General features: G+C 72.3%; 23 protein-coding genes. 11 read left to right on the top strand and 12 right to left on the bottom strand.

Features of this window, described 5'->3' with window-relative positions; translation table 11 throughout:
- Positions 1-8 precede the first annotated feature (8 nt).
- Positions 9-992 carry a porphobilinogen synthase gene (gene hemB / locus O7613_RS22425; RefSeq protein WP_281586495.1) on the top strand — a complete coding sequence of 328 codons (984 nt, stop codon included), beginning with the start codon at positions 9-11 and terminating at the stop codon, positions 990-992.
- On the opposite strand, the gene O7613_RS22420 is transcribed toward hemB, so the two are convergent.
- Entirely contained in the window at positions 986-1576 is a 591-nt protein-coding gene (locus O7613_RS22420; RefSeq protein ID WP_282289831.1) for an NAD(P)H-dependent oxidoreductase, read from the bottom strand. The two genes, hemB and O7613_RS22420, sit on opposite strands and share 7 nt — an antisense overlap.
- Before the next feature lie 62 nt (positions 1577-1638).
- Here O7613_RS22420 and O7613_RS22415 point away from each other — a divergent pair, with 62 nt between their 5' ends.
- The gene (locus O7613_RS22415; protein ID WP_282294590.1) at positions 1639-1980 is read left to right on the top strand and encodes a MerR family transcriptional regulator; all 342 of its coding nucleotides are present in this window, start codon (positions 1639-1641) and stop codon (positions 1978-1980) included.
- A gap of 675 nt (positions 1981-2655) precedes the next feature.
- On the top strand, positions 2656-3291 hold the full coding sequence (locus O7613_RS22410) for a helix-turn-helix transcriptional regulator (protein ID WP_282289830.1): 636 nt from the start codon (positions 2656-2658) through the stop codon (positions 3289-3291).
- Between the two features lie 23 nt (positions 3292-3314).
- Here the strand turns inward: O7613_RS22410 and O7613_RS22405 are convergent, their stop codons facing one another.
- From O7613_RS22405 to O7613_RS22395, 3 genes are all read right to left on the bottom strand, one after another.
- Entirely contained in the window at positions 3315-6587 is a 3273-nt protein-coding gene (locus O7613_RS22405; protein WP_282289829.1) for a lamin tail domain-containing protein, read from the bottom strand.
- 94 nt (positions 6588-6681) lie between these two features.
- The gene (locus tag O7613_RS22400; protein ID WP_281590064.1) at positions 6682-7698 is read right to left on the bottom strand and encodes a GNAT family N-acetyltransferase; all 1017 of its coding nucleotides are present in this window, start codon (positions 7696-7698) and stop codon (positions 6682-6684) included.
- 72 nt (positions 7699-7770) lie between these two features.
- Positions 7771-9054, bottom strand: a complete 1284-nt coding sequence (locus tag O7613_RS22395; RefSeq protein WP_282294589.1) for a lytic murein transglycosylase — start codon at positions 9052-9054, stop codon at positions 7771-7773.
- A gap of 56 nt (positions 9055-9110) precedes the next feature.
- On the opposite strand from O7613_RS22395, the gene O7613_RS22390 reads away from it, so the two are divergent.
- Together O7613_RS22390 and O7613_RS22385 are read left to right on the top strand one after the other, a co-directional pair.
- Positions 9111-9329, top strand: a complete 219-nt coding sequence (locus O7613_RS22390) for a zinc ribbon domain-containing protein (RefSeq protein WP_281586499.1) — start codon at positions 9111-9113, stop codon at positions 9327-9329.
- A gap of 134 nt (positions 9330-9463) precedes the next feature.
- Positions 9464-12274 (top strand): adenylate/guanylate cyclase domain-containing protein, encoded by a 2811-nt coding sequence (locus O7613_RS22385; protein WP_282289828.1) that lies wholly within the window; start codon positions 9464-9466, stop codon positions 12272-12274.
- Between the two features lie 107 nt (positions 12275-12381).
- On the opposite strand, the gene O7613_RS22380 is transcribed toward O7613_RS22385, so the two are convergent.
- Positions 12382-12924: a phospholipase gene (locus O7613_RS22380; RefSeq protein WP_282289827.1), complete on the bottom strand. Its 543-nt coding sequence runs from the start codon at positions 12922-12924 to the stop codon at positions 12382-12384.
- A gap of 172 nt (positions 12925-13096) precedes the next feature.
- Positions 13097-14755, bottom strand: a complete 1659-nt coding sequence (locus tag O7613_RS22375; protein ID WP_282289826.1) for a family 10 glycosylhydrolase — start codon at positions 14753-14755, stop codon at positions 13097-13099.
- 246 nt (positions 14756-15001) lie between these two features.
- On the opposite strand from O7613_RS22375, the gene O7613_RS22370 reads away from it, so the two are divergent.
- Positions 15002-16477 carry an amino acid permease gene (locus tag O7613_RS22370; protein ID WP_282289825.1) on the top strand — a complete coding sequence of 492 codons (1476 nt, stop codon included), beginning with the start codon at positions 15002-15004 and terminating at the stop codon, positions 16475-16477.
- 90 nt (positions 16478-16567) lie between these two features.
- On the opposite strand, the gene O7613_RS22365 is transcribed toward O7613_RS22370, so the two are convergent.
- Positions 16568-18079: an alpha-N-arabinofuranosidase gene (locus tag O7613_RS22365; protein ID WP_282289824.1), complete on the bottom strand. Its 1512-nt coding sequence runs from the start codon at positions 18077-18079 to the stop codon at positions 16568-16570.
- Between the two features lie 151 nt (positions 18080-18230).
- Here O7613_RS22365 and O7613_RS22360 point away from each other — a divergent pair, with 151 nt between their 5' ends.
- On the top strand, positions 18231-19238 hold the full coding sequence (locus tag O7613_RS22360) for a LacI family DNA-binding transcriptional regulator (protein WP_282289823.1): 1008 nt from the start codon (positions 18231-18233) through the stop codon (positions 19236-19238).
- A 6-nt stretch (positions 19239-19244) separates the two neighbouring features.
- Here the strand turns inward: O7613_RS22360 and O7613_RS22355 are convergent, their stop codons facing one another.
- The 3 genes from O7613_RS22355 to O7613_RS22345 all read right to left on the bottom strand — a co-directional run bounded on the left by O7613_RS22355 (position 19245) and on the right by O7613_RS22345 (position 22143).
- On the bottom strand, positions 19245-19970 hold the full coding sequence (locus O7613_RS22355; protein WP_282289822.1) for a methyltransferase domain-containing protein: 726 nt from the start codon (positions 19968-19970) through the stop codon (positions 19245-19247).
- 188 nt (positions 19971-20158) lie between these two features.
- Positions 20159-20467, bottom strand: a complete 309-nt coding sequence (locus tag O7613_RS22350) for a hypothetical protein (protein WP_282289821.1) — start codon at positions 20465-20467, stop codon at positions 20159-20161.
- Positions 20468-20505: 38 nt separating this feature from the next.
- Positions 20506-22143, bottom strand: coding sequence for an ABC-F family ATP-binding cassette domain-containing protein (locus tag O7613_RS22345; protein WP_281586508.1), 1638 nt, complete (start codon positions 22141-22143; stop codon positions 20506-20508).
- Positions 22144-22228: 85 nt separating this feature from the next.
- Between O7613_RS22345 and O7613_RS22340 the strand changes: the two genes are divergently transcribed.
- The 4 genes from O7613_RS22340 (at position 22229) to O7613_RS22325 (ending at position 24171) form a co-directional block, all read left to right on the top strand.
- On the top strand, positions 22229-22999 hold the full coding sequence (locus O7613_RS22340; RefSeq protein WP_282289820.1) for an ROK family protein: 771 nt from the start codon (positions 22229-22231) through the stop codon (positions 22997-22999).
- A gap of 86 nt (positions 23000-23085) precedes the next feature.
- A complete protein-coding gene (locus O7613_RS22335; RefSeq protein ID WP_089155326.1) occupies positions 23086-23448 on the top strand; it encodes a tetratricopeptide repeat protein in 363 nt (120 codons plus the stop codon).
- Positions 23449-23504: 56 nt separating this feature from the next.
- A complete protein-coding gene (locus O7613_RS22330) occupies positions 23505-23759 on the top strand; it encodes a Smr/MutS family protein (RefSeq protein WP_013288724.1) in 255 nt (84 codons plus the stop codon).
- Positions 23760-23871: 112 nt separating this feature from the next.
- Entirely contained in the window at positions 23872-24171 is a 300-nt protein-coding gene (locus tag O7613_RS22325; RefSeq protein WP_282289819.1) for a type II toxin-antitoxin system Phd/YefM family antitoxin, read from the top strand.
- Positions 24172-24324: 153 nt separating this feature from the next.
- Here the strand turns inward: O7613_RS22325 and O7613_RS22320 are convergent, their stop codons facing one another.
- Together O7613_RS22320 and O7613_RS22315 are read right to left on the bottom strand one after the other, a co-directional pair.
- On the bottom strand, positions 24325-24810 hold the full coding sequence (locus O7613_RS22320) for a hypothetical protein (RefSeq protein WP_282294662.1): 486 nt from the start codon (positions 24808-24810) through the stop codon (positions 24325-24327).
- Between the two features lie 10 nt (positions 24811-24820).
- Entirely contained in the window at positions 24821-25270 is a 450-nt protein-coding gene (locus O7613_RS22315) for a GNAT family N-acetyltransferase (protein ID WP_282289818.1), read from the bottom strand.
- Positions 25271-25578 lie beyond the last annotated feature (308 nt).

Raw genomic sequence — 25578 nt, 5'->3', positions numbered from 1 at the left:
GACCCCTCATGCCGTACCCCGAGATCCGGCCCCGCCGGCTGCGCCGCAACGCGGCCGTGCGGCGGCTGGTCTCCGAGACCCGCGTCGCCCCGGCCGAACTGGTCATGCCGATGTTCGTCAAGGAGGGCCTGACCGAGCCGCGGGCCGTCGCGTCGCTGCCGGGGGTGCTCCAGCACTCCCGGGACTCGCTGCGCAAGGCGGCCGTCGAGGCGGTCCAGGCCGGGGTCGGCGGGATCATGCTGTTCGGGGTGCCGGCGACGCGGGACGAGACCGGCTCCGGCGGCCTCGACCCGGCCGGCATCCTCAACGTGGCCATCCGGGACGTGATCGCCGAGGTCGGTGACGCCACCGTGGTGATGAGCGACCTCTGCCTGGACGAGTTCACCTCGCACGGGCACTGCGGCCTGCTCACCCCGGACGGCGGCGTGGACAACGACGCGACGCTCGCCGCGTACGCCGAGATGGCGGTCGCCCAGGCCGACGCCGGGGTCCACATGGTCGGGCCGTCCGGGATGATGGACGGCCAGGTCGGCGTGGTCCGCAAGGCCCTGGACGCCGCTGGCCACCGGGACGTCTCGGTGCTCGCGTACGCCGTCAAGTACGCCTCCGCCTTCTACGGCCCGTTCCGCGACGCGGTGGAGTCGGCGTTGGACGGCGACCGGCGCACCTACCAGCAGGACCCGGCGAACCTGCGGGAGTCGCTGCGCGAGGTCGAGCTGGACGTCGCCGAGGGCGCCGACATGGTGATGGTCAAGCCGGCGCTGCCCTACCTCGACGTGGTGTCGGCGGTCCGGGCCGCGGTGGACGTCCCGGTCGCCGCCTACCAGGTCTCCGGCGAGTACGCGACGGTCGAGGCCGCCGCCGCCAACGGCTGGGTCGACCGGGAGCGGGTCATGCTGGAGACGCTCACCTCGATCCGCCGGGCCGGCGCACAGATCATCCTCACCTACTGGGCGGTCGAGGCGGCCCAGCTCCTCCGCCAGCGTTACTGACCGTACGGTCGGCGCCGGCGGGCGGCCCGGAGCGCCTCGCCCCACCAGGTCAACTCGCCGAGCGTCGCGTCGGCGGCCCGCTCCAGTGGCCCGTCGGCAACCAGCCGCCCCTGCCGGTCGAGGCGCTCCCACGGCGCGGTGAGCACCACGCCGCTGCGGGTGGTGGTGGCGTGCAGCTCGGCGAAGACCAGCCGGAGCTGCTCGACCGCGCGGATCCCGCCCGAGCCGGCGCCGTACGAGACGAACCCGACCGGCTTGGCCACCCACTCCCGGTGATGCCAGTCGATGGCGTTCTTCAGGGCCGCCGGGAAGCTGTGGTTGTATTCGGGCGTGACCACGACGAAGGCGTCCGCGGCGCCGAGGCGGCCGGCGATCGGGCTGGCCGGGTTGCCGCCGGGCGGAGTGTCGGCGAGCGGAAGCGGCACCTCGGCGAGGTCGACCAGGTCGGTGCGGAGGCCGGCGTGGCGGCCGGCGTGGTCGACGAACCAGTCGGCGATCATCCGACCCATCCGGGGCTGGCGAACGCTTCCGACGAGCACGGCGAGGGTGAGCGGTGATTCCTGGGTCGTCTCTTGCGTCGTCATGGGTTGGACGCTAAGACTTGAACAATTGTTGAAGTCAAGCACTCGCGGGAGTGGGCGTGACCATGCTGACGGTGGGCGAGGTGGCCCGGGAGAGCGGTGCCAGCGGCTCCGCGATCCGCTTCTACGAGCGGCAGGGCCTGATCGCGGCCAGTCGCACCAGCGGTAACCAGCGCCGGTTCGGTCCGGACGCCGCGTGCCGGGTCCGGGTCGCCCGGGTGGCGCAGCGGATCGGCCTCACCGTCGGTGAGATCCGCGACCTGCTCGCGGCTCTGCCGCCGGAGCCGGACCTGGCCGACTGGCAACGGCTGCACGACCGGCTGACCGCCGAGGCGGAACGACGGATCGCCGAGCTGCACACCGCACTCGACGACATCCGCTCCGGTCGCCGGCTCTGCGACCTGTGACCCTGTAATCTGACACCCCCCCCACGCCGCCACCCCCCAACGCCGCCACTCCGCCGCGCCGCCACTCCGCCGCGCCGGCCGTCCTCCGACTCCGTCTCCACCCGCGTTCGCGCGCTGCGGCCTGCGCGCTCCCCAGCCATGCGCCCGATACGCTCACGTGCCGCGGCCTACCGCGCCTGTCCCCGCTGTTTGCCCGCGCTCTGTCGTGACGTGTGATATCCCGCTCTCGTGCATCGGTCACCAGCTTCGGCCGGCCATCCTGGCCATGCTCGGCGGCCTTTCCGTACCGCTCGATCTGCTGCAGCGATTTCGTCACAGGGAGTCACATTTCCTTCGCCTGTGGGCCTCGTCGTCCACAGACTTTGCTCTGCAGCCATCGAGTCAGCAGTAACCGCTGGTGTCTGCTGCGCCGGTGGCTGCAGAGCAAAGTCAGCGAGAGGTGATGTCGGTGGGCGTTCAGGGCTGTCCTATTTGAATCATTAGAGGCATTGGTCATGGCGCATCGATCGCCACGGCGGTCGGTGCGCGTCACTTTGGGTGATGTTTACATTCTGTGACTGCCATTCGGCCCGCGTACCCCGTGGGTCGTGATGGGGTGATCGGCGGATGCCGGGTTTTCCACAGTCGGGGAGGGCGGGGTTGCCGTGGCACCCGGGGAGGCGCGAGCGTGGCGGGGTGACCGACACCGCCGACGCCGCGCCTGAAGCGGCTACCGCCCCCGAAGCGGCCACCGTGCCGGAGGTGACCGCCGCGCCGGGGGCGGCCTGCGTGCCGGCCGCAGACGAGCGGCCGGCGTTGCTCACCGAACCCTTCGACATTCCCTTCCCGGCCGCCGGGATCGTCCGTGCGGTCCGCCGCCGCGCCGACGCCAGCCAACGCGAGCTGGCCCGGTTCGCCGGGGTGCACCCGACCACCGTCGGGCGGATCGAGGCGGGCACCCTGGCACCCAGTCTCGCCATGCTGTCGCGGATCGTGGGTACGGCCGGCTTCCGGCTCGTCGTCGTCGACGAGGCCGGCACGGTGCTCAAGCCGATGCGTGACCGGGCCGACCTGCGTGACGGCGCCGAGCGGCGATATCCGTCCCACCTCGACATCGTCACCGACCCGGAGCCGGGGGAGTGGTGGGCCGACAGGTACGGGCTGGCCCGGCCGCCGGAGACGTTCTACCGCGACCGGGCCGTCCGGGACGCCCTGCGGCGCCGCAGCCAGTGGGAGGTGCGGGTGGCCAAATACCGCAACGTGCCGCCCCCGAAGGACCCGCAGCGGTGCGGATACCGCGGCGGCCCGCCGATCCGCTGGAGAGCGAAGTGACGGGCCGCCACGCGCAGCGCCGATCAGTCGTCGTTCAGGATCGTCCCTACCGCGGACGGGTCGGCGAGCCGGAGCCCCGGCACCCCGGCCACGTACAGCGTGAGCCGCTCGTCCGCCTCGCGTTTGCGGTCGCCGCGCACGGTGACCGGGAAGGCAAGCGAGGTCCGGCCCGCGGCCAGGATCCGGCAGCCCACGTACGGGTCGTAGTCCGAGCCGGCCTGGGCCGTGGTGCCGTAGGTGGTCGCGCAGATCAGGGCCGGCTCGGAGAGCGGACGGGACACGGTGACCGTGAACGTCATCGTGCTGGTGCCCTTGTCGCCCTCGGTCACCGAGGTGTCGGCCACCCGCAGCGCGGCACGCGAGGCGAACCGGGCCACCTGGGGGTCGTGGTCGCTGGCGCCCCGGTCGCCCAGATCCGTGGCGTCCGTGGGGTAGTCGGCGTTGATGTGCGCCGTACGCACCTGCACCAGGTCGTCGTGCATCGGGTCGTTGACGAACATGTTGTCCAGGGTCTGCGCCTGCCCACTGAAGGTGTACGAGTAGGCCGACGCCGGAGCGTCCGCGACCAGGTCGTCCCAGAGGTTGTGCAGGCCGGCCTGGTAGAGCGGGGCGAGCTGGTCCGACGGGGTCGGGTTCTGCCCGGTCGCGATCGGGTCGTCCGGCCGCGGGAAGACATTCAGGTCGCCGCCGTAGACCACCCGCACGTTCGGGTCGGTGGCCTCGACCGCCCGCACCAGCGCGGCCCCGTACGCCGCCTGCTCGCGGCGCTGCCCGACCCGGCTGTCCGGGCCGGACGAGAAGTGGTTGGCGACCGCCCAGAGCGTGAACCGCTCGGCCGAGCCGGGCGCCGCCTTCACGGTGAACCGGGCCAACTGCGCCGCGCGGGTGTAGACGTTGCTGCCGTCCACCCCGGTCGACCTGTCGACATCGGCCGGCAGCACCGCGTTGAACGCCTTCGGGTTCTGCACGTCCGCGTTGGACGGCAACGCGGCAGACCGATACTGGACGGTCGGCGCGGACCCCAGCAGCGGGTCACCGGCGGTCGCGGAGGCCAGCGTCAGCCGGTCGGTGCGGTAGAGGAAGGCCGAGACGATGCCCCGGGCGTCCGCGCCGGTGCGGTCGTACGCGGCGGCGTAGGCCGGGCCGCCGGCTGCCGCGACGGCCAGCGCCAACTCCTGCACCGTGTCCGGCGCGCCGTCGGCGTCGTTGCTGTCGCCGCAGGCCAGGTTGCCGTCGACCACCGAGCAGATGTCCTGGTCCTCGGCCTCCTGCACCAGGATCAGGTCCGGGCTGTGCAGCGAGTGGACGATCTGCCGGGCCTGGGTGGCCAGCTTCGCGGCGTACGCCTCCGGGCTGGCCGGCACGTAGTCGAACGGCGGGCTGACGCCGGGACAGCCGCTGTTGCCGGCGAAGTCGCAGCCGTCGAACGGGTCGTCCCGGTAGTCGTACAGGTTCTCCACGTTGTAGGTGGCGACCGCCACCTCGCTGTGCCGGTCCGCCGGGCGCGGCGGGTTGTTCTCCGCCGGGTCCGCGCCACCGGTCAGGGTGAGCTGTTCGGGTTGCACGCTGTACTTGCTGAACGCGTACGAGACGGCGCCGTAGGCGTCCTCGGTCAGCGTGTCGAACGTGCGGGCCTCGGGCAGCAGCGCGCCGGAGTCGGCGGCGGTCGCCTTCACGCCACCGGCCCCCAGCAGGATCCGCTGGTTGTTCCCGTTGTCGAAGAGCGTGCCCGGGATGTCGTCAAGCGGGTGCGCGTCGCGGAACACCCGACGGGCGTACGGGTCGGACCGCTTCATGATCGGGTCTTCGCGGTCCAGCACGTAGATCTCCGAGTCGGCGGTGGAGGCGTAGATGTGCCGGGGCGCGGAGACGCCACTGCCGGCGCGAACCCGCATCCGTTCGCCCTCGTGCCGTTCCCAGAACAGGTCGGCGGCGTCCGCCTCGGCCGGCGGGACCGCGTCGGTCACCCCGACCACGGAGTCCACGTCGAGGCCCGAGTCGAGCTTGCGGACCAGCGAGGCGCCGGAGAGTTGGGTCTGGTCGAAGTATTCCGAGACCCGGCCGCGCAGCACGACCTCGTCGCCGACGGTCGGGGCGTAGCCGCCGATCAGCGTGGTGAACGAGCCCATGAAGACGTAGAGGCCGTCCGAGGTGAGCGGGTCCCCGTCCTCGCTGCCGAGCCGGCTCTGGAGATAGAAGCCCCACTGGTCCGCCCCGGCCGAACTGCGGGTCAGGGACCTGCTGGTGATCACGCCGCGGACGTCGTACAGCATGGGGCTGGTGCCGTTTCCGGTGGCCGGCGCGAGCGGCGACCGGTCGGTGCGCCCGCTCTCGTCGTCGGTGGTGCGGCCCTGCACCTCGCCCACCGACAGCACGCTTGTCGCCTGCACCGCGAGCGTGCAGGTGGCGGTGCCGCCCTCGGCGTCCGTCGCGGTCACGGTGACCGTGTAGCTGCCGGCCGGCAGGCCGGTCGCGGTCAGCGTCGCACGGGCCGTGCCGCCGACCCCGGCCGCGGGGGTGAACGCGGTACGGCTGATCGAGCCGCTCACCGGGGCCGGGGCGACTCCGGTGACGGCGAGGTCGGTGACGGTGTCGTCGGCGTCGGTGGCGGTCACCTCGCGGGTCGCGGTGGCGCCCGCCTCCACGATGAGCGCGCCGCCGCACGCAAGCGTCGGTGCCTGGTCGACCGGGCCCCCGCCGTCGACGGCGTGGCTGCCCAGCCCGTCGAACGTGTCGGTGGCGAAGCCGGCCCACTGGGCGGCCGGGTCGAACGGGTCCGTCGGGTCGGTGTCGCCGGCGCTGACCGAGGGCAGCCGGCGCAGCGTGTTGTCGGCCGTGCTGGTGAGCCCGCTGCCCCACTCACTGCCCGGGTCGACGCCGACCTGGCCGATGGAGTCGACCACCGTGTCGCCCCTGCGCAGCACGATCGCGTCGTCGCCGTTGAACAGCGCCCCGCCGTACGTCTGGTCGGCCTGGGCGAGGATCGTCGGGGTGGCCGCCGAGGCGGCGAAGACGAACACGTCCCCGGTGGCGACGGTGCCGCTCAGCGCCACGTTCGTCGAGGTGGTGGCGCCGTTGAAGAAGATCTGGAGCTGGTAGCCGCCGGCGGCCAGGTCGACCGGGCCGCCGGTGCCGTTGAACAGCTCGACGGCCTTGTTGTTGGACGACCCCTCGACGTATTCGGAGATGAACAGGTCGGTGGGCGCGGCGCTGGCCGCGGGGGGCACGACCACGATCGCCGTAGCGGTGACGGCGGCAGTGGTCGCGAGCACGGCCAGTGTGCGGCGCGGGCGCATGGAGCCTCCACGATGGGTGGTCGGGAACTAACGCACGTTAAGGGCCGTGGCCGTCCGTCGTCCATCCTCCGGGCGGCCGTATGGTGAAGAGGCGTCAGCGGTGACTGTCCAGCCGGTGCACCAGCTCGGCGACGTCCACACCGTATTCGCACCAGTCCCGGTCCGGCTGGTAGCCCAGCTCCGCGTTGACCTTGAGCATCGACTCGTTGGCCTGCGCGTTCCAGGTCTGCACCTCGGCCACCTCGGGCTCGGCCGAGCGCAGCTCCAGCAGCATCCGTGCCTTGATGGCACGGTCGATGCCGAAACCGCGGTGCTCACCGACCACGATGGTGTCGTACTGATCGGCCCGCGTCGGGTGCTGTGCCGGCACCACCACCTCGGTCAGCCCGGCCACCTCGCCGCTCTCCTCGTGCAACGCCAGCACGATGTACGGCTTCATGCCCCGCCGGTGCAGGGTGGCGAGGCTGTCCCGGAGCCGCTCGGGATCGTAGGAGCTGGGGCGCAGCTCGCCGTCGTCCATGTCGCGCACCTCGGCCTTGGCTCGCGCGTACGCCTCGATGAGCTCGTCCGGCGGCCCGCCCGGGCAGAACTCGACGTGGTAGCCCGCGCTCACCTCGGTGGCCATCTCGGTCAGCGCCGGCCAGTCCACCCCGCTCAGGTCGAGCACGCTGCGGGTCTCGACGTATTCCCGGGTGAAGCCCAGCGCCTCGTAGAACGCCAGGGCCGGGGTGTCGCCGACCACCTCCACGCCGATCGACTGGAACCCCTCGTCCCAGACCCGGCGGGCAGCCACCCGCACCAGCTCGCGGCCGAGCCCGGTGCGCCGCAGCGCCGGATGCACGAGCACCTCGAGCACGCCGATCCCGCCGAGCAGCAGCACGTGCACGTGCCCGACGATCCCGCCGGGGCTGCCGTCCGGCGCCGGATCCTCCTGGGCGACCCAGGAGATCCGGCGTTCGCCGGGCATCACCTCGGACAGGTATTCCCGTAGGAAGCTCACCCGCCAGGGCGGATCCTGCGGCAGATCCGCCGCCAGGACCGCGTTCAGCGTGTCCAGCAGTGACGTGATCTCGGCGGACGACGCTGTCCGAGGGTCCCACTCGCGCACCATCACCCGTCTAGCTTGCCGTCAACCGCAGCTCGGGGGAAGGGTTGTGGCCGCGAATGTGCGCGCGTCGTCACGTCACGTGCCGCTTTTGCGTCCGTACTCGTCGGCTTTGTCGAAGACCTCCTGGGCGTACCGCCGCACGTCGTTGTAGGAGAGGATGGCGCCCCACCAGTCGCCCGGGATGGTCATGTTCCGCCCGGCCTTGCACAGGTATTCGCCCGCGGCCAGCGCCGCGTCGTCGATGTCGTGCGGGTTCTTCACGCCGTCGTTGTCGGCGTCCGCGCCGATCTCCTGCCAGGTGCTCGGGATGAACTGCATCGGCCCGAGCGCCCGGTCGAAGGTCGTGTCGCCGTCGAGCCGGCCCTGGTCGGTGTCGAGGATCCGGGAGCGGCCACCCTGACCGTCGAGTCGGGCGCCGAGGATCTCCTTCGAGGTCAGGCCGTCAGGTCGCAGGGTCGCCCCGCCGGCCGTGCCGTGCCGGGACTCGACGAAGCCGATGGCGGCGAGCGTGGTCCAGCTCAGTTGGCAACTGCGGTGGGTCTGTGCCAGCACCAGTTCGGCGTAGCCGTACGCCTGCAACGCTGTCGCCGGGATCCCGGTGGTGACGCCGACCCGCTGCGCCCACCCGGTCAGCGCGTCGGCCGGGCGCCCGGCCGGCAGGACCGGGTTGGCGGTCGCGCCACCGGCCGGCGGCGAGCCGGACGGCCCGGCGGTGCCGGGCAGGCCGGTCAGGCCGGGCGCGGCGGTCAGGCCCGGCACGGCGGTCACGCCCGGCACGGTGCCGGTCTGCGGCACCCCCTGGGCCGGGGTGGCGCTGGTGGCCTCGACCGCGACCGGTTCCGGCTCGCGGACGGCCGCCGGCACGAGTATCGCGCCGACCGCGACGGCGGCCCCGACCAGGGCGAGCAGGAACAGCGCGGGCAGGGTGGTGCGTCCGCTCGGCCGGCGCGACCACGCCCGGGTGGCCCGGGCCGCGCCCACCGCGAGCTGCCGTGGTCGCACCCGACCAGCGTGCGCGAACGGCACCCGCCGACGCCGCCCCCCGGCCGCTGCGACCTCCGCCGCCGCGGGTTCCGCCGTTGCGGACTCGGCCTCCGGCTCCGCTGCCGCGGGCTCGGCCTCCGGCTCCGCTGCCGCGGGTTCTGCCGCCGGCTTCGCCGCTGTGGACTTGAGCGCCGGTTTCGCCGCTGCGGGCTCGGCCGCCGTGGGCTCCGCTGTGGACGCGGTCTCGGGTGCGGTCTTCGCCGGCGGAGAGGTGGGTTCGTCCCGCCGGGGGCGGGGGACCGGCCCGGCGTCGCCGTCGGGCGGCGCGGCGGGTCGCAGGGGCCGGACCGTCGGTCGCCGTTCGCCGTCCACCACCCGTCGAGTATCACCCATCCGTGCGACGGCGTCAGGCCCGGCCGTACGCTTACCGCATGCCCCGGTACGAGTTCCGCTGCCGCGCCTGCGGCGACACCTTCGAGGTCAACCGTCCGATGGCTGAGGCGGGCCGCCCCGCCACCTGCCCCCAGGGTCACCCCGACACAGTGAAGCTGCTCTCCACCGTGGCGTTCACCGGCCGAGGTGGGGCCGGCCCGGTCGGTGGCACACCGACCCCGGGCGGGGGTTGCTGCGGCGGCGCCTGCGGCTGCTGACCCACCGCCGGGCGACCGGGCGCGCGTCTTCTGTGGGAACCTTTGGTCGGAATGTGCCCGTCCGTTCTCACGATGCGTGACGGCGCGATCATAGGGCAGCATGAACCCGACGTCAGCGGGCGGAGGTTCGACGTATGTCGCCACGGATCCACCTCCCCAGCGGGTGGGTGACCTTCGTGTTCACCGACATCGAGGGTTCGACGCGGATGGCCCGGATGCTCGGCCCGGTCTACCGACCGGTCCTGCGGGAGCACCGCCGGCTGCTGCGCGACACGCTCGCCGGCACGGACGGGGCGGAGTTGCTGACCGAGGGCGACTCGTTCTTCCTGGCCTTCCCGGACGCGGCCGCCGCCGTGCAGGCATGCCTGACCGCGCAGCGTGCCCTCGCCGGGCACGAGTGGCCGAACCCGGACGCCATCCCCCGGGTCCGGATGGGCCTGCACACCGGGTACGCCGAGCCACGCGACGGCGAGTACGCCAGCCCCGAGGTGCACCGGGCGGCCCGGGTGGCCGCCGCCGCGCACGGCGGTCAGGTGCTCTGCTCGGCGGCCACCGCCCGGCACGCCGACCCGCTTCCGGACGGCGCGTCCCTGCTGGACCTCGGCCTGCACCGGCTGCGCGGCTTCGACGACCGGGAGCGGCTGTTCCAGCTCGTCGCGCCGGGGCTGGAGCGGCGGTTCCCGCGCCCGCGCACCGCCGACGCGGCGGCGCACAACCTGCCCACCCAGTCCACCTCGTTCGTCGGCCGGCACTTCGAGCGGGCCGAGTTGGGGCGGCTGGTCGAGGCGTACCGGCTGGTGACCGTGCTGGGCGCGGGTGGGGCGGGCAAGACCCGGCTGGCGGTGGAGCTGGCCTCCGGCATCGTCGAGAACTATCCGGACGGGGTGTGGTTCGTCGACATCGCCGCCGTCACCGACCCCGGGCTGGTCGCCTTCGAGATCGCCGCCGTGCTCGGCCTCCGCCCGGAACCGGGCCGGCCGATGGTCGACACCCTGGTCGAGTACGCGGCGCCCCGCCGGATGCTCGTGGTGCTCGACACCTGCGACGCCCAGCCGGCCGCGTCGGCGGAGGTGATCAGCCGGCTGCTCGCCGGCGGCCGGGGGGTGCGGGTGCTGGCGACCAGCCGGGAGTCGTTCGGCGTACCCGGTGAGGTGGTGTGGCGGATCCCGCCGCTGTCGGTGGACGAGGAGCCGGGCAGCGGCGCGAGTGACGCGGTGGCCCTGCTGCTGGAGCGCACGGCGGCGGCCCGGGGCGGTCGGGCGCCGGGCCTGACCGAGCAGGCGGACCTGCACCGGGTGGTGCGTCGGCTGGACGGGTTGCCGCTCGCCATCGAGCTGGCCGCGGCGCGCATGCGGGTGCTGTCGGCCGGGCAGTTGGCGGAGCGGCTCGACGACATGATGGGCACCCTGGACGCGGGGCGTGAGTCGGCGGAGCCGCCGCCGGTGGAGGCCGGCTGGAGCGGCAACCAGCAGGACACCGTCGACCTGGTGGCCGCCGCGACCGGGTCCGCCCCGCCGACTCCGGCGTCCCGGGCGGTACAGCGGTCGGCAAGCGAGCGGCACCTGACCATCCAGGCCACGGTGACCTGGTCGTACCGGACGCTCGGCGCCCGCTCGTCCCGGCTGCTGCGCTGGATGGCGGTGTTCGCCGGCCCGGTGGACCTGCCGACCGTGCAGTGGCTGCTGGACGAGGATCCGCTGGACCCGCTGTCGGTGCTCGTGGACAAGTCGATGGTGTTGGCCGAGCCGCACGCCTCGGGAAGCACCTACCGGATGTTGGACCCGATCCGGGCGTACGCGGCCCGCCGGCTGATCGAGACGGGTGAGGAGCAGGCGGCCCGGGACCGGCACGTCGCCTGGTCCCGGCACGCGCTGGACCGGGCGCACCTGGGTCCGGACGGCCGTCCGGTGACTCTCTCGCTCTACGCGCTGGACCCGCTCGCCGGGGAGTTGCGGGCCGCGTTGCGCTGGTGCGCCACCGGGGGCAGCGCCCGGTCGGGGCTGCACCTGGCCGGGGGTTTGGACCAGTGGTGGCGGGAGCGCGGGCTGGCCCGGGAGGGGCGGTTGTGGCTGTTCCGGCTCTACGGCCGGATCGCCGAGACCGGCGAGGACATCCCGGAGGCCGAGCTGGCCGCCGCGTACCACATGCATTCGTTGCACGCGGGCGCCGACGGCGAGTTCGCGGAGGAGCTGCGGTATTCGCAGCGGGCCGAGGCGGCGGCCCGGCAGGCCGGTGATCTGGGGCTGCTGGCCCGGGTGCTGGCCGGGCGTGCCGCGCCGCTCGTCGACATGGGGCAGTTCGCCGAGGCGGAGCGGGTCTGCCGCGAGGTGATCGACTGGGCGTACGCGCAGGACGTGGTCGGCGACGCGCTGCTTGCCGTCTACAACCTGGCCGAGCTGCTCTGGCGCCGGGGCGCGCTGGACGAGGCGGCCGAGGTGCTCGGCTCGGCCCGTCCGGTGGAGGCGGCCCGCCCGGTGGAGCGGGGCCGCCGCTCGGTGGACATGCTGCTCGGCATGGTGGCGCTGGCCCGGGGCGACCTCGTCGCGGCGCACGAGCATCTGCTGGTGGCGCTGCGGTCCCGGATGAGTCACGGCTATCTGGGCCGGGCCTGCGACACGATCAACGCGATCGCGGTGCGCTGCGCGTTGGCCGGCGACGCGGTGGCCGCGGCCCGGCTCTTCGGCGCGGCGCAGGCCACCCGGGCGAGCCTGCGGGCCACCCCGGGCATCTACGAGCCGTACTGGCTGGCCCGGCAGGCGGAGTTGCGCCGGGCCCTTGGCGACGAGGCGTTCGACGCGGCGTACGGCGCGGGCGCCGGGCTGCGGCTGGACGAGGCGGCGGCGCTGGCGCTGCACGTCGAGCACCCGGACCTGACGGCCGACTCGCTCTGGTTCGGCCGCCAGACGTCCCGCCCGACCCCCGAGCCCCACAGCACAGCCGGCTGACCCCCACCCCCCACCCTGCGTGCTGATCCACGGAAGGAGTGGCTGTCCGGGCCCGGACAACCACTCCTTCCGTGAAACCGGGGGGCAGGCGGGCGGAGCGCGGCGGGTCAGGGGCGGGGTGCGGCGCGGCGTTCGGCGTCGGCCTTCATTCGGGCAGCGCGGTCCAGGTCGGCCTGCCGCACGGCGGCGACCGAACCGAAGACGCTGACCGCCTGGTAGTAGGTCCAGGCGAGGCTGTAGCAGGCGGGCCGGACGATCGTGTTGTAGGTGGCGCACACCCGCTTGAGATCCGCGTAGAACGCGCTGTCGAGGCGGGACTTGTTGGCCGGGAAGATGCCCATGGCCTTGTGGTTGCGGTAGCCGAAGTCGTGCCGGTAGCAGGAGAGGTTGAAGGAGAAGCCGAGCGGGTTGTCCGGGCTGGACGAGCAGTAGTCGGTGGACCAGTCGAAGCCGTACTCGGCCCAGGGCGCCTTGTTCAACCGGGCGCTGTTCCAGGCGTTGTAGCTGCTGGCGCTGGTCTGGGTCCAGGTGGACAGCACGGAGAGTTTCTGCGCGGTGCTCACCGCGGCGGCGGCCGGTGAGGCCAAGCCGAGCACGGTGAGCAGGGCGATCATGCCGGCGGCGAGGGTGGTGGCGAGGCGTCGGGTCACGGTGGACCTCCGGGTGGTCGGCGTCGGGACGGGCGCTCCGGGATCTCCGGATTTCGAAGAGTGTCGATCAATGTGGTGACGCCGGGGGATGGCTCGGGCGGCCACTTGCTGACATTCGCCCAAACAGACGAATGCCCCCGGCCGCGGTGGCGGCCGGGGGCATTCGGGTGGGTCAGCGGACGAAGCGCGGCGGGCTCGCCGGGCTCTCGTTCCACAGGCGGTCCAACGCGGTCACGTAGTAGGTGTAGCGCGTGCCGGCGACCGCCGAGGTGTCCACCCAGGACTGGGTGGCGCCGTCGGTGGCCCGGACGGTGCCGACCAGGTGGGACGCGTCGGCGAGGTCGCACCGGCCGGGCAGGCCGAGGCCGTCGAACCGGTAGATCGCGTACGAGGTGGCGGTGCCGAGCGGGCCCCTGCCGTCGGCGGGCTGCCGCCAGCTCAGTCGCACCCCGTCCACCTCCCGCCGGGCCTTGGTGACCACCGGGAAGAGCAACGGCTTGTGCGGCAGGTGCGTCATGGCGGGCACCAGCGCCGGGCGGGAGTAGTGCTCGGCCGCGTAGATGTCGGTCGCGCCGAGCCGGTTCGCCCGGACCTGCACCGCCGAGAAGTGCACGTTGCCGAGCACCTCCGGGTACGACCGGTTCAACGTCAGGTGGTCCGACAGTTCCCGCGGGTTCATCCAGTACGACCCGTACGCCGGTTCGCCGCTCTTGTAGTCGGCCTGGCCGAGGTAGAGCTGCACGTGGGTGCCGCGCACCTGCTCCGCCCACCACGGCACCAGCCGGGCGTAGTCGGCGGCCGGGTACTGGCCGATGTACCAGTAGAGCTGCGGCACCACGTAGTCGATCCACTCCTCCTTGATCCACTTGCGGGTGTCGGCGGAGATGATGTCGTACGACTGCGAGCCGGTGGTGTCCGAGCCGTTCGGGTCGGCCGACGCGTTGCGCCAGATGCCGAACGGGCTGACCCCGAACTTCACCCACGGCTTCGCCGCCTTGATCTTGGCGTTCATCTCCTGGATCAGCAGGTCGATGTTGTCCCGCCGCCAGTCGGCCCGGTCGGTGAAGCCCCGGTTGTACTCGGCGAACGTGGCGTCGTCGGGCACCTGGTAGGTGCCGCTCGGGTACGGGTAGAAGTAGTCGTCGAAGTGCACGCCGTCGATGTCGTACCGCTTGACCGCGTCCATCATCGCGGTCTGGACGAACTCGCGTACCTCGGGAATGCCGGGGTTGTAGTAGAGCCGGCTGCCGGCGACGCCGGCCGGCGGGTAGGCGAAGACCCAGTCCGGGTGCGCCCGGGCCGGGCTGTCCGGCGCGAGTTGGGACAGGTCGGCGCCGGCGCCGCCGGGGGCGGGCATGGAGACGCGGTACGGGTTGAGCCAGGCGTGGAACTCCAGGTTCCGCTTGTGCGACTCGGCGACCAGGAAGGCCAGCGGGTCCCAGCCCGGGTCCTTGCCGCGTACCCCGGTCAGGTATTCCGACCACGGCTCGTGCGGCGAGGGCCAGAACGCGTCCGCGGTCGGTCGGACCTGGACCACGACGGCGTTGTGGTGGAGCTTCTGGGCCAGGTCGAGCCAGCCGAGGTATTCCGCCTTCTGCTTGGCGACCTGGTCCGGGGCGGTCCACGAGTCCTTGCTCGGCCAGTCGATGTTCGTCACCGACGCGATCCACATGGCTCGGAACTGGCGCTTGGGGGTGGCCGGATCCGTCACGCAGTCGGTGGTGTTCGTGGTTGTCGTCCGGTTCGGCGCGGCGTGTGCCGGGGTGGCGGCGACAAGCGCGCCGAGCAGCGCCACGGCCAGCGCGGCGGCTCTGAGCGGTGTTGCCTTCATGCGGTGCGGTCCCTTCGTCGGGTCCGAGGGCGGACGGCGGCGCGCGCTCGGCAAGATTCGCCGTGATGATTACACCGCCGGTAGGAAACTTTCATCAATCCCGATCCGGCGCAAGACCCCGGAGCCGCGCACCGCATCGTGACCATTCCGACACCCGACGTACTGGATTGGACGCGGCGAACGGTGGGTAGCTTGGCCGACCACGGACCGCCAACGCGGTGGTCGCGGCGTTGGGGGAGGTGATCCATGTCAGTCCTGCGGACCAAGCCGATCAAGGACGTGCTCGCCCATGGCGACGCCGACGGCGAAGACGGCAAGCCGGGGCTCCGTCGTCGACTCGGGCCGGTCGACCTGATGGGATTCGGCATCGGGATCGTGATCGGCACCGGGATCTTCACGCTGACCGGCGTCGAGGCGAAGAACAGCGCCGGACCCGGCGTGGTGATCTCCTTCGGCATCGCCGGGGCGGTCGCGCTGCTCGCCGCGCTCTGCTACGCCGAGTTGGCCTCCAGCGTGCCGACCGCCGGCAGCGCCTACACCTACGCCTACGCCACCATGGGCGAGATCGTCGCCTGGATCATCGGCTGGGACCTGCTGCTGGAGTTCGCGCTCGGCGCGGCGGTGGTGGCCCGGGGCTGGTCCGGCTACTTCACCGACCTGTTCGGCCTGCCCAGCGCCTGGTTCGCCGAGGAGGGCAGCATCGTCAACCTCGGCGCGGTCGGCATCGTGCTGGCGCTCGGCGTGGTGGCCATCGTCGGCATCCGCGAGTCCGCCCGGGTCACCAACGTGCTGGTGCTGGTGAAGGTGGCGATCTGCGCCTTCGTCATCATCGCCGGGCTGTTCTTCGTGAAGGCCGCGAACCTCACCCCGTTCATCCCGTCCAGCGAGCCGGCGGGCGCCGGCGACGACGGCATCAAGCAGCCGGTCACCCAGGCCCTCTTCGGGCTGGAACCCTCCGTCTTCGGCTTCGTCGGGGTGCTCACCGCCGCCGCGGTGGTTTTCTTCGCGTACACCGGGTTCGAGGCCGTGGCGAACCTGGGTGAGGAGACCCGCAAGCCCAAGCGCGACCTGCCGCTGGGCCTGCTCGGCACGCTCGTCATCTCCACCGCGCTCTACATCGGCGTCTCGCTCGTCGTGGTCGGCATGGTCAACTACACCGAGATCGACGAGGGCGCGCCGATCGCGTCCGCGTTCCGGGCGGTCGGGGCCGGCTGGGCCGCGACGCTCGTCTCCATCGCCGCCGTCGCCGGTCTGACGAGCGTGATCCTGGTCGACCTGGTGGCCATGGGTCGGATCGGCTTCGCCATCGCCCGGGACGGGCTCATCCCGCCGTCGATCGCCAAGGTGCACCCGCGCTGGGGCACCCCGTACCGGATCGCCGCGATCATGACGGTCGCGGTGGCGCTGCTCGCCGGCTTCCTGCCGCTGTCCGCGCTCGCCGACCTGGTCAGCATCGGCGCGCTCTGCGCGTTCATGCTGGTCGCGATCGCGGTGCCGATCCTGCGCAAGCGGCGCCCCGACCTGGAGCGGCCGTTCAAGGTGCCGTTCTCGCCGGTGCTGCCGATCGTCACGGCGGTGGCCTGCCTCTACCTGAGCCTCAACCTGTCGGTGGAGACCTGGGTGCGGTTCCTGATCTGGATGGCGCTCGGCGGGATCATCTACTTCGGCTACGGGCACCGCAAGAACCGGCTCGCCCGCCGCGAGCACGCCCCCACCCCCTGACCGCCAGATGTTAGGAGGGGCCCCCGCTTAACACCTGAGTGTTAAGCGGGGGCCCCTCCTATACCGAAAGCGTTAATAAGGGCCCCCGCCTTACCCGCGAGGCGCGAAGCGCAGCAGGTTCCAGGAGGTGGCGGGCAGCACCACGGGGCAACGACCACCGTCGAGGACGGGGGTGGTGAGTTCCCGCGGCGTGACCCGCTCGGGGTCGGCCTCGGTGTTCGTGGCCGCCGGGTCGGCCCCGGAGGCGAGGGTGGTGTGCGCCTCGCCGCGCAACCCGGGCAGGCCACGCAGGTCCAGGTCGAGCGGGAGGTCCTCCGGGCCCCGGTTGACCGCGAAGACGGCCAGGCCGCCGGTCTCGTCGTCGTGCACGGCGACGGTGTCCAGCACCGGCACGTCGCCGTACTTCCTGGTCGGGTACGTCGGGCCGACCGGCTCGGTGTGCAGCACGGTGCCCCGCGCGTAGCGGGCGGTGAGGGCGAACGGGTGGAAGATGGTCTGCCGCCAGGCGGGGCCGCCGGTGCGGGTGCGGATCGGGGCGATGACGTTGGCGAGTTGTGCCTGGCAGGCCACCCCGACCCGGTCGGCGTGCCGGAGCAGGGTGATCAGCAGGTCGCCGACCACCACCGCGTCGTCGGCGGTGTAGTCGTCCTCGATCAACGCCGGCGCCTCCACCCAGCCGCGCCGGTCCAGGTCGGCCTGGAGGCGGGACTGGTACCAGACGTTCCACTCGTCGAAGGAGACCTTGAGCTTGCGCTTCTGCCGCAGCTTCGCGCCGACGTGGTCGGCGGTGGCGGTCACCTCGGTGATGAAGGCGTCCATGTCGACCGCGGAGGCGAGGAGGCTGGCCCGGTCGCCGTCGGCGGGGTCGTAGTAGGAGTGGGCGGAGATGTAGTCGACGTGCTCGTAGGTGTGCTCCAGCACGGTCGCCTCCCAGGCGGCGAACGTGGGCATCTGCCGGCCGGAGCTGCCGCAGGCGACCAGGCTGATCGACGGGTCGATCATCTTCATCGCGCGGGCGGTATCGGCGGCCAGCCGGCCGTACTCCTCGGCGGTCTTGTGCCCGACCTGCCACGGCCCGTCCATCTCGTTGCCGAGGCACCACAGCCGCACCCCGTACGGCTGCTCGGCGCCGTGCTCGCGGCGCAGGTCGGACAGCCGGGTGCCGCCCGGGTGGTTGGTGTACTCCAGCAGGTCGCACGCCTCGGGCATGCCGCGGGTGCCGAGGTTGACCGCCATCATCGGCTCGACCCCGGCGGCGGTCGCCCAGGTCATGAACTCGTCCAGCCCGAACGCGTTGGTCTCGATCGTCTTCCAGGCGAGGTCGAGCCGGCGGGGCCGGTCGCCGACCGGACCGACGCCGTCCTCCCAGCGGTAGCCGGAGACGAAGTTGCCGCCCGGGTAGCGGACCACGGAAACGCCCATCTCGCGGGTCATCTCCAGCACGTCGCGGCGGAAGCCGCGCGGGTCGGCGTCCGGGTGCCCGGGCTCGTAGATCCCGCCGTAGACGCATCGACCCATGTGCTCGACGAAGGAGCCGAAGATCCGGCGGTCGGCCTCGCCGACCCGGAATGCCGGATCGACCGTGAGCTGCGCGTTCGGCACGGATGCCACCTTTCCCTCGGGGGCTGCTGCCCGGTGACGTCGGTCACCGTGCCCCTGGTTTCTACAACGTTGTAACCCGTCCTGTAAAGGGGGTCGGGACGTCGTCGTCACGCGGTAGAGTTCGCCGCAGTGGCGGCGGGAGGAAGGTCAAGTGCGGCACAGGCTCAAGGACGTGGCGGAACGGGCCGGCGTGTCGGTGAAGACGGTCTCGAACGTCGTCAACGGCTACCAGCACGTGCGCGCCGCCACCCGGGCCCGGGTCGAGGAGGCCATCGCCGAACTTCACTACCGGCCCAACCTGTCCGCCCGCAACCTGCGCACGGGGCGCACCGGCGTGATCGCGCTGGCTGTGCCCGAACTCGACCTCCCCTACTTCGCCGAGTTGGCCCGCCACGTGGTCGCCGCCGCCGCCCAGCACGGGTGGACGGTGCTGATCGACCAGACCAGCGGCGGCCCGGAGCAGGAACGCAAGGCCGCCAGCGGGATCGGCGACCACATGATCGACGGCCTGATCCTCAGCCCGCTCGCGCTCACCGCCGACGACCTCGCCAGCCTCGACGGCCTGCCCATGGTGCTACTCGGCGAACGCGTCGACCACGGCCCCGCCGACCACATCATGATCGACAACGTGGCCGCCGCCCGGGAGATCACCGCCCACCTGGCCGGGCTCGGCCGCCGCCGGATCGCCGCCATCGGCACCCAACGCACCCCCGAGGGCGCCAGCGCCCGGCTGCGCCTGGCCGGCTACGCCGCCGCGCTGGCCGAGGCCGGCATCGAACCCGACGACCGCCTGGTGGCGTCCGCGCCGGCCTGGCACCGCGCGGACGGCGCAGCCGCCATGCGGCACCTGCTCACCTCGGGGGTACGCCCCGACGCCGTCTTCTGCTTCAACGACACGCTCGCCCTCGGCGCGCTGCGCGCCCTGCACGAGGCCGGCCTGCGCGTGCCCGACGACGTCGCGGTCGCCGGGTTCGACGACATCGAGGACGGTCGCTTCTCCATCCCGACCCTGAGCACTGTCGCGCCGGACAAGGCACACATCGCCTGCCTGGCCGTCGAACTCCTCGCCGACCGCCTCGCCGCCGACCGCGACGCCCCTCCACGCGAACTGGTGGCCCCCCACCGCCTGGCGCTACGCGAATCCGCCCCACCCGTCTGACCCGGCTCAGTCGAAGAAGCGGGCCAGGTGGGAAGGGGATGGAGGGGCCGCATCCGCGGGCAGGGGGGTCAGATCGGCGAAGATGGAAGCGCCGTCGCAGCCGACGTGCAGCGGATACCAGCGCGGGGCGCCGGGCGGGCGCTGACCGCAGATGCCCTTGAACGTCTGCACGTCGAGCAGGCGGACGTGGGTCGGGTCGGCGACCGCGTTGACGTGTCGCCACCAGGGGCTCATCACGTGCAGGACGCCGCCGGGCCGCAGCACCCGGTGACACTCGTCGAAGAGCGGCAGGAAGTCGATCAGATGTTCGACGATGTGTACCGCGAAGAACACGTCCACCGAGTCGTCCCGTAGCGGCAGCGGGCCGGAGAGGTCGGCGACCGCGTCCACGCCGGTCGCCGGATAGATGTCCAGCCCCAGGTTGCCCGGCCACTGCTTGGTCGCGCCGCAGCCCAGGTCGACCACCACCGGCGGGCGACCGGCGACGCCGACCCGGCACCACACCCCGAGCACCCCCGCCAGCCGACCGATCAACTCCCGTACCAGCCGCAGTTCCGCCGGGTCGGCGACCGCTCCGGTCAGGTGTGCCACGCCGCGGTCGAAGCGCACCTCGACGGCCGTGCCCCGGAGCCGGTCGTCATGCCGGGCCAGGTCGGCCCACGCCTCGGCGAGGAACCCGTCGGCCTGGCGGAGCCGCTCACCCGAGGGCGCGGCCTGCCCCATCGCCACCATGCGCCACCTCCGGCCGCGCGATACCCGTTCCACCCCGACACACACCCCGCAGCCCCGCCCCGCCGTCCGCCGTCCCGCCCCGGAACTGCCGGAGCAGGGCCGTTGATCATGGGGTTGGCGGCGACAAATCGGGCACGGAGCTGCCGCTAACTTCATGATCAACGCGCCGGGAGGGGGGTTGGGGTGGGTCAGGTGGGGAGCGCTCGGCGGGTGGGGCGGAGGCGCTGGCGGGGCTGGGGAGCGGGCGACTTCGGGCGCTTCAGGTGATAGCGGTGCAGCTCGGCGTGGCCTTCCAACGACGGGTCCTCGCTCATCGCGACCAGCTCCCAGCCCTGGTCGCCGGCCCGGTTCAGGTGGACCAGCGAGGTGTCGCCGTAGGGCGTGACGTCGACCATGGTGCCGTCCGGGCCGTACCAGTGGAAGACGATCTCCCACCCGGCGTCGGTGGTCGCGGCCTGGCGGCGGCGGACCAGCAGCGCGTACTCCCACTTGAGCATGGGGTCATTGTGGCCCCCGACCGGCGGGCCGGCACGGATCAGTCCTCGGCGATCCGTCCGTCCGTCACGCGCAGCCGCCGGTTGACGCTCACCGCGTCGAGCATCCGCCGGTCGTGGGTCACCAGCAGCAGCGTGCCGGGGTAACCGGCAAGCGCCGACTCCAACTGCTCGATCGCGGCCAGGTCGAGGTGGTTGGTCGGCTCGTCGAGCACCAGCAGGTTGACCCCACGGCCCTGGAGCAGCGCCAGCGCGGCCCGGGTCCGTTCGCCGGGGGAGAGCGTCGCCGCCGGGCGCAGCACGTGGTCGGCCCGCAGGCCGAACTTGGCCAGCAGCGTCCGGACGTCCGCGGGCTTCAGCTCGGGTACGGCGGCGGCGAACGCGTCGAGCAGCGGCTGGTCGCCGAGGAACAGCCCGCGGGCCTGGTCGACCTCGCCCACCACCACACCCGGGCCGAGCGCCGCGTGCCCCTCGTCCAGGGGCAGCCGGCCCAGCAGCGCGGCCAGCAGGGTGCTCTTGCCGGAGCCGTTCGCCCCGGTGATCGCCACCCGGTCGGCCCAGTCGATCTGGAGGTCCACCGGGCCGAGCGTGAAGGCTCCCCGGCGTACCACGGCGCCTCGGAGCGCGGCCACGACGGCGCCGGCGCGGGGCGCGGCGGCGATCTCCATCCGCAGCTCCCACTCCTTGCGCGGCTCCTCGACCACCTCCAGCCGCTCGATCAGCCGGGCGGTCTGCTTCGCCTTCGCCGCCTGCTTCTCGGTCGCCTCGGTGCGGAACTTGCGGCCGATCTTGTCGTTGTCGGTGGCCTTGCGGCGGGCGTTCTTCACGCCCTTCTCCATCCAGGCCCGTTGGGTCCGGGCGCGCGCCTCCAGGTCGGCCTTCGTGTCGGCGTACTCCTCGAACTCCTCGCGGGCGTGCCGGCGCGCCACGGCGCGTTCCTCCAGGTAGGCCGCGTAGCCGCCGCCGTAGTGGTTGACCTGCCGCTGATGCAGGTCCAGCTCGACGATCCGGTTGACCGTGCGGGTGAGAAATTCGCGGTCGTGGCTGACCAGCACGGTGCCGGCGCGCAGCCCGGTGACGAAGCGTTCCAGCCGGTCCAGCCCGGCCAGGTCGAGGTCGTTGGTGGGCTCGTCGAGCAGGAAGATGTCGTAGCGGCTGAGCAGCAGCGAGGCCAGCCCGGCGCGGGCCGCCTGCCCGCCGGACAGCCCGACCGTCGGATGGTCCAGGCCAACGTCGAGGCCCAGCTCCGCGGCGACCTGCTCGGCCCGCTCGTCCAGGTCCGCGCCGCCCAGGTCCAACCACCGTTCCAAGGCGATCGGGTACGCGTCGTCGGCGCCGGCCGCGCCGGCGGTCAGCGCCTCGGTGGCGGCGTCGAGCGCGGCCTGCGCGGCGGTCACACCGGTGCGCCGGGCCAGGAAGTCACGGACCGTCTCGCCCGGCCGGCGTTCCGGCTCCTGCGGCAGGTAGCCGACCGTGGCGCTGGGCGGGTTCAACGCCACCGTGCCCTGCTCCCGGGGCTGGAGGCCGGCGAGCGTCCGCAGGAGCGTGGACTTGCCGGCGCCGTTCACCCCGACCAGGCCGACCACGTCGCCGGGCGCGACGACCAGGCTGAGGTCTTCGAAGAGGAGGCGGTCACCGTGGCCGGCGGTGAGATCCTTGGCGATCAACGTGGCGCTCATCAGGACACCGAGAATACCGGCGGGCGCATCCGGATTACCGTGTCCCGCGCTTGGGAAGGTACCGACGTGAGGGAGACTCACAGCCGTGGTGACCACATTGGCGATCGACTGCGGAGGCGGCGGGATCAAAGCCTCCGTGCTTGATGCCGCCGGCACCATGCGGGCCCGCCCGTTGCGCGTGCCCACGCCGTACCCCCTGCCCCCGGCCGTGTTCGTGCGGACGCTGCGGGATCTCGGCGCCCGCCTGCCCGCGGCGGACCGGCTCACCGTCGGGATGCCCGGCATGATCCGGCACGGCGTGGTGGTGGCCACCCCGCACTACGTGACCCGCTCCGGGCCGCGCAGCCGCGTCGACCCCGACCTGGTCGCGGAATGGTCCGGGTACGACGCGCGCGGCGCGCTGGCCGAGGCGTTCGACGTGCCGGCGCTGGTCCTCAACGACGCCGAGGTGCACGGGGCCGGCGTGGTCGCCGGGACCGGCTGCGAACTGGTCCTGACGCTCGGCACCGGGCTGGGCAGCGCGCTCTTCGACGGCGGGACGATCGCCCCGCACCTGGAGCTGTCGCACGCGCCGGTGCGGTGGAACACCACCTACGACACGTACGTCGGGGAGCCGGAACGGCGGCGCCTCGGTGACGCGTTCTGGTCCCGGCGGATCCGGCAGGTGGTCGACGGCCTGCGGCCGGTGTTCCGTTGGGACCGGCTCTATCTGGGCGGGGGCAACTCGCGGTTGATCCGGCCGGAGCAGGTGGCCCGGATGGGGGACGACGTCGTGGTCGTCCCGAACACGGCCGGAATCGTGGGTGGTGTCCGGGCGTGGGAGCTGGTGGGCGAAAGGTACGACCCCACGCCCTGATCTTTACCGGGTGGAACACTCGCGGTTCCTTCGGTGTTGTGCCAGCGTCGGACAAAGGGCTGACGCGACACGAGGAGGTGGGTCAGGTGGACCTTCTGGCGGAGTACCGGCGGGCGACCATGTTCTTCGACTCCGGGGACCCGACCGGGGCGGCCCGGCTGCTCGAGCCGATCATCGAGGCGGAGCCCGACAACTCCTCGGTGCGGCAGTTGCTGGCCCGCGCCTACTTTCAGTCGGCCCAGCTCAACCGGGCCGAGGAGCACCTGCGTGAGCTGGTCGACCGGGACCCGAGCGACCACTACGCGCACCACGTGCTGGGCCGGACGCTGGAGCGGATGAACCGGCCGGCCGACGCGCTGCGGCACCTGCGCATCGCGGCGGCGATGTACTCGACGAACACCGACTACACCACCGCGCTCAAGCGGGTCGAGGGACGGGTCGGTCGGTGAGCGGTGCCGAAGGGCAGCCCGGTTGGGCTGCCCTTCGGCGTACCTAGGATGGAAGCGTGAAGCTGAAGCTCGATCTCCACGACATCTACAACAAGGGCCACGACATCGATCGCGCGCTGCGCGGGATCATGGACGAGGCGGTGGCGAAGAAGGCCACGCTCGTGGAGATCATCCCGGGCAAGGGCTCCGGCGCGCTCAAGAAGAAGGTGCTGCGCTTCCTCGACCAGAAGGACGTCAAGCAGCTCTACCACCGGGTCGAGAAGGACTCGAAGAACTTCGGCCGCCTGTTCGTCCACTTTCGTTGGAAGTAGCCCTTGGCTGGCGCTTGATCCACTCCACTTCACCGAGGTGGCGGTAAGCCGGGCGCTCCGATCGGGCAATCACGTTATATCTGGCACGGTACCGCGTGGTACAGTCCGGTACATGACGACGATGACGTTGCGGGAGTTCCGCGATGGTGCGGGCCGGGTGCTGGAGGCGGTCGAACGTACCGGTGAACCGGTCATCATCACCAAGTACGAACGACCCGTCGCCGTGCTGGTCGGCATCGACGAGTGGGAGGAGATCGAGGCATTCCGTGACCGTCGGGACTCCGAGGCGATTGCTCGATCCCGCGCAGACGGCCAGTTCATCCCATTGTCGGCAGCCCTGGAGTCGCTCGGAGTCGACCCGAAAGAGGTGGAGGCCCTGCTAGCCGACCGAGCCAACGGTGAGGCGGCGTGAAGGTCCAGATCGACCGGGACGTGCTGGTCTGGCTGCACAAGCAGCCGCGTAATGTCTTCCTGACCGTCCTGAGTGCGATCCTCGGCCTGGTTTCCGATCCCGCTGCGGACGACCGTGTCCGACAGCGCGCCCCACCTCTCCGAACTGACGCGGTTAGACGCAGACCCAGCAGTAGAGCCGCTCGTCCCGGGTCGTCGCCCGGCGAGCCAACCCGGCCAGCTCGATCAGCACCTCGGCCAGGACCGATTGGTCACCCTGCCCCCAGAACTCCTCGGTCTCGGACCACGGCCGCGCCACCTCACGCAGCCGACTCTCCGGGGCGTCGGCCAGCGCGGCTCGCAGTTCGTCGGTCAGCGAGATGACCAGCACCTCGCCGTCATCACGGACCGCGACGGCCTTGCCCTGCCGGGGGTTCCGCGTCACCGCGTCGTAATCGAGGTTGGTCAGTAGCGCCTCCAGCGTCCCGAGCCGCACGGCCGGCTCGATCCCTTTCAGCTCGACGACATCGAAGCCGGGATCGGCCGCCGCGCGCGGACCGCCCAGGACGTCGGCGACCGCGGCAGCAGCCTCATCGGAGGGCGCCGAGAAGTAATCGCAGAGAATCCCCACGGCGCGGATCATGCCAGTGGGGGCCGACATCAGGGAGGCGCTACAGGTCCAGGACGGCGACCGTCTGGCCCTCGCTCTGCTCGCCGGTCGCGCGGAAGCCCAGCTTCAGGTAGAACGGCTCCGGCCCTCCGTCGCGGGGCTCCCAGGTGACGTACGCCCGGGTGCCGCCCCGGGCGCGGATCTCCGCGCACACCGCCTCCACGGCGAACCGGCCGTAGCCGTGGCCCTGCGCGTCGGCCGCGATGTTCAGGCGCCACAGGCCGGCGCGCCTGTCGTCGGGATCATCGCCCCACGGAATGTCGAAGAAGGCCATCAGGAAGCCCACGAGCCGGTCGCCGTCGAAGATCAACCTTGGCCAGGCGTGCTCGGGAAAGACGTACGCCTCGGCCAGCGACTTGACCACCGGCGCGACCAGGTCCTCCTGATCGGGGCGCACCGACAGCGCGAGCGCCGCCTCGTAGTTGTCGGGAGTGACAGTCTCCAGCCGCATGCGGCGCAGCGTAGCGAGCGGATGTGGGGCCGGCGACCCGGTATCCGCGGATGGGAGTCCCGCGGACCGCGATCATGATGGCTCGAATGCCATCGAACTCCAGGTCGCTTCTGTCGTGCTTCTGATTGACGGTGATCGCATGGTCCGGTCCGGCCGGTGACAGTTGACCATCGGGTCGTCGGGGTTTGGCTGGGCGGGCATCGGGACGGGTCGGAGAGCCGTCGACCTTGCCCCGTCCGGCCATACTGGCAATTGGCGGAATCTTCGTAGACTCGTCGGACCCACCCCTGGAGCGGTACCAATGACGG

It is taken from the genome of Micromonospora sp. WMMD975 (assembly GCF_029581215.1).
GTDB lineage: Bacteria > Actinomycetota > Actinomycetes > Mycobacteriales > Micromonosporaceae > Micromonospora.
The sequence above is the reverse complement of the archived record's forward strand: the minus strand, read 5'-3'. Positions and strand labels throughout refer to the sequence as shown.

Excerpts from the sequence above, each read along its gene's own strand:
- hemB (WP_281586495.1), top strand. The coding sequence starts at position 9 with ATGCCGTACCCCGAGATCCGGCCCCGCCGGCTGCGCCGCAACGCGGCC.
- O7613_RS22420 (WP_282289831.1), bottom strand. The coding sequence starts at position 1,576 with ATGACGACGCAAGAGACGACCCAGGAATCACCGCTCACCCTCGCCGTG.
- O7613_RS22415 (WP_282294590.1), top strand. The coding sequence starts at position 1,639 with ATGCTGACGGTGGGCGAGGTGGCCCGGGAGAGCGGTGCCAGCGGCTCC.
- O7613_RS22405 (WP_282289829.1), bottom strand. The coding sequence starts at position 6,587 with ATGCGCCCGCGCCGCACACTGGCCGTGCTCGCGACCACTGCCGCCGTC.
- O7613_RS22400 (WP_281590064.1), bottom strand. The coding sequence starts at position 7,698 with ATGGTGCGCGAGTGGGACCCTCGGACAGCGTCGTCCGCCGAGATCACG.
- O7613_RS22390 (WP_281586499.1), top strand. The coding sequence starts at position 9,111 with ATGCCCCGGTACGAGTTCCGCTGCCGCGCCTGCGGCGACACCTTCGAG.
- O7613_RS22385 (WP_282289828.1), top strand. The coding sequence starts at position 9,464 with ATGTCGCCACGGATCCACCTCCCCAGCGGGTGGGTGACCTTCGTGTTC.
- O7613_RS22375 (WP_282289826.1), bottom strand. The coding sequence starts at position 14,755 with ATGAAGGCAACACCGCTCAGAGCCGCCGCGCTGGCCGTGGCGCTGCTC.
- O7613_RS22370 (WP_282289825.1), top strand. The coding sequence starts at position 15,002 with ATGTCAGTCCTGCGGACCAAGCCGATCAAGGACGTGCTCGCCCATGGC.
- O7613_RS22355 (WP_282289822.1), bottom strand. The coding sequence starts at position 19,970 with ATGGTGGCGATGGGGCAGGCCGCGCCCTCGGGTGAGCGGCTCCGCCAG.
- O7613_RS22350 (WP_282289821.1), bottom strand. The coding sequence starts at position 20,467 with ATGCTCAAGTGGGAGTACGCGCTGCTGGTCCGCCGCCGCCAGGCCGCG.
- O7613_RS22345 (WP_281586508.1), bottom strand. The coding sequence starts at position 22,143 with ATGAGCGCCACGTTGATCGCCAAGGATCTCACCGCCGGCCACGGTGAC.
- O7613_RS22325 (WP_282289819.1), top strand. The coding sequence starts at position 23,872 with ATGACGACGATGACGTTGCGGGAGTTCCGCGATGGTGCGGGCCGGGTG.
- O7613_RS22320 (WP_282294662.1), bottom strand. The coding sequence starts at position 24,810 with ATGTCGGCCCCCACTGGCATGATCCGCGCCGTGGGGATTCTCTGCGAT.
- O7613_RS22315 (WP_282289818.1), bottom strand. The coding sequence starts at position 25,270 with ATGCGGCTGGAGACTGTCACTCCCGACAACTACGAGGCGGCGCTCGCG.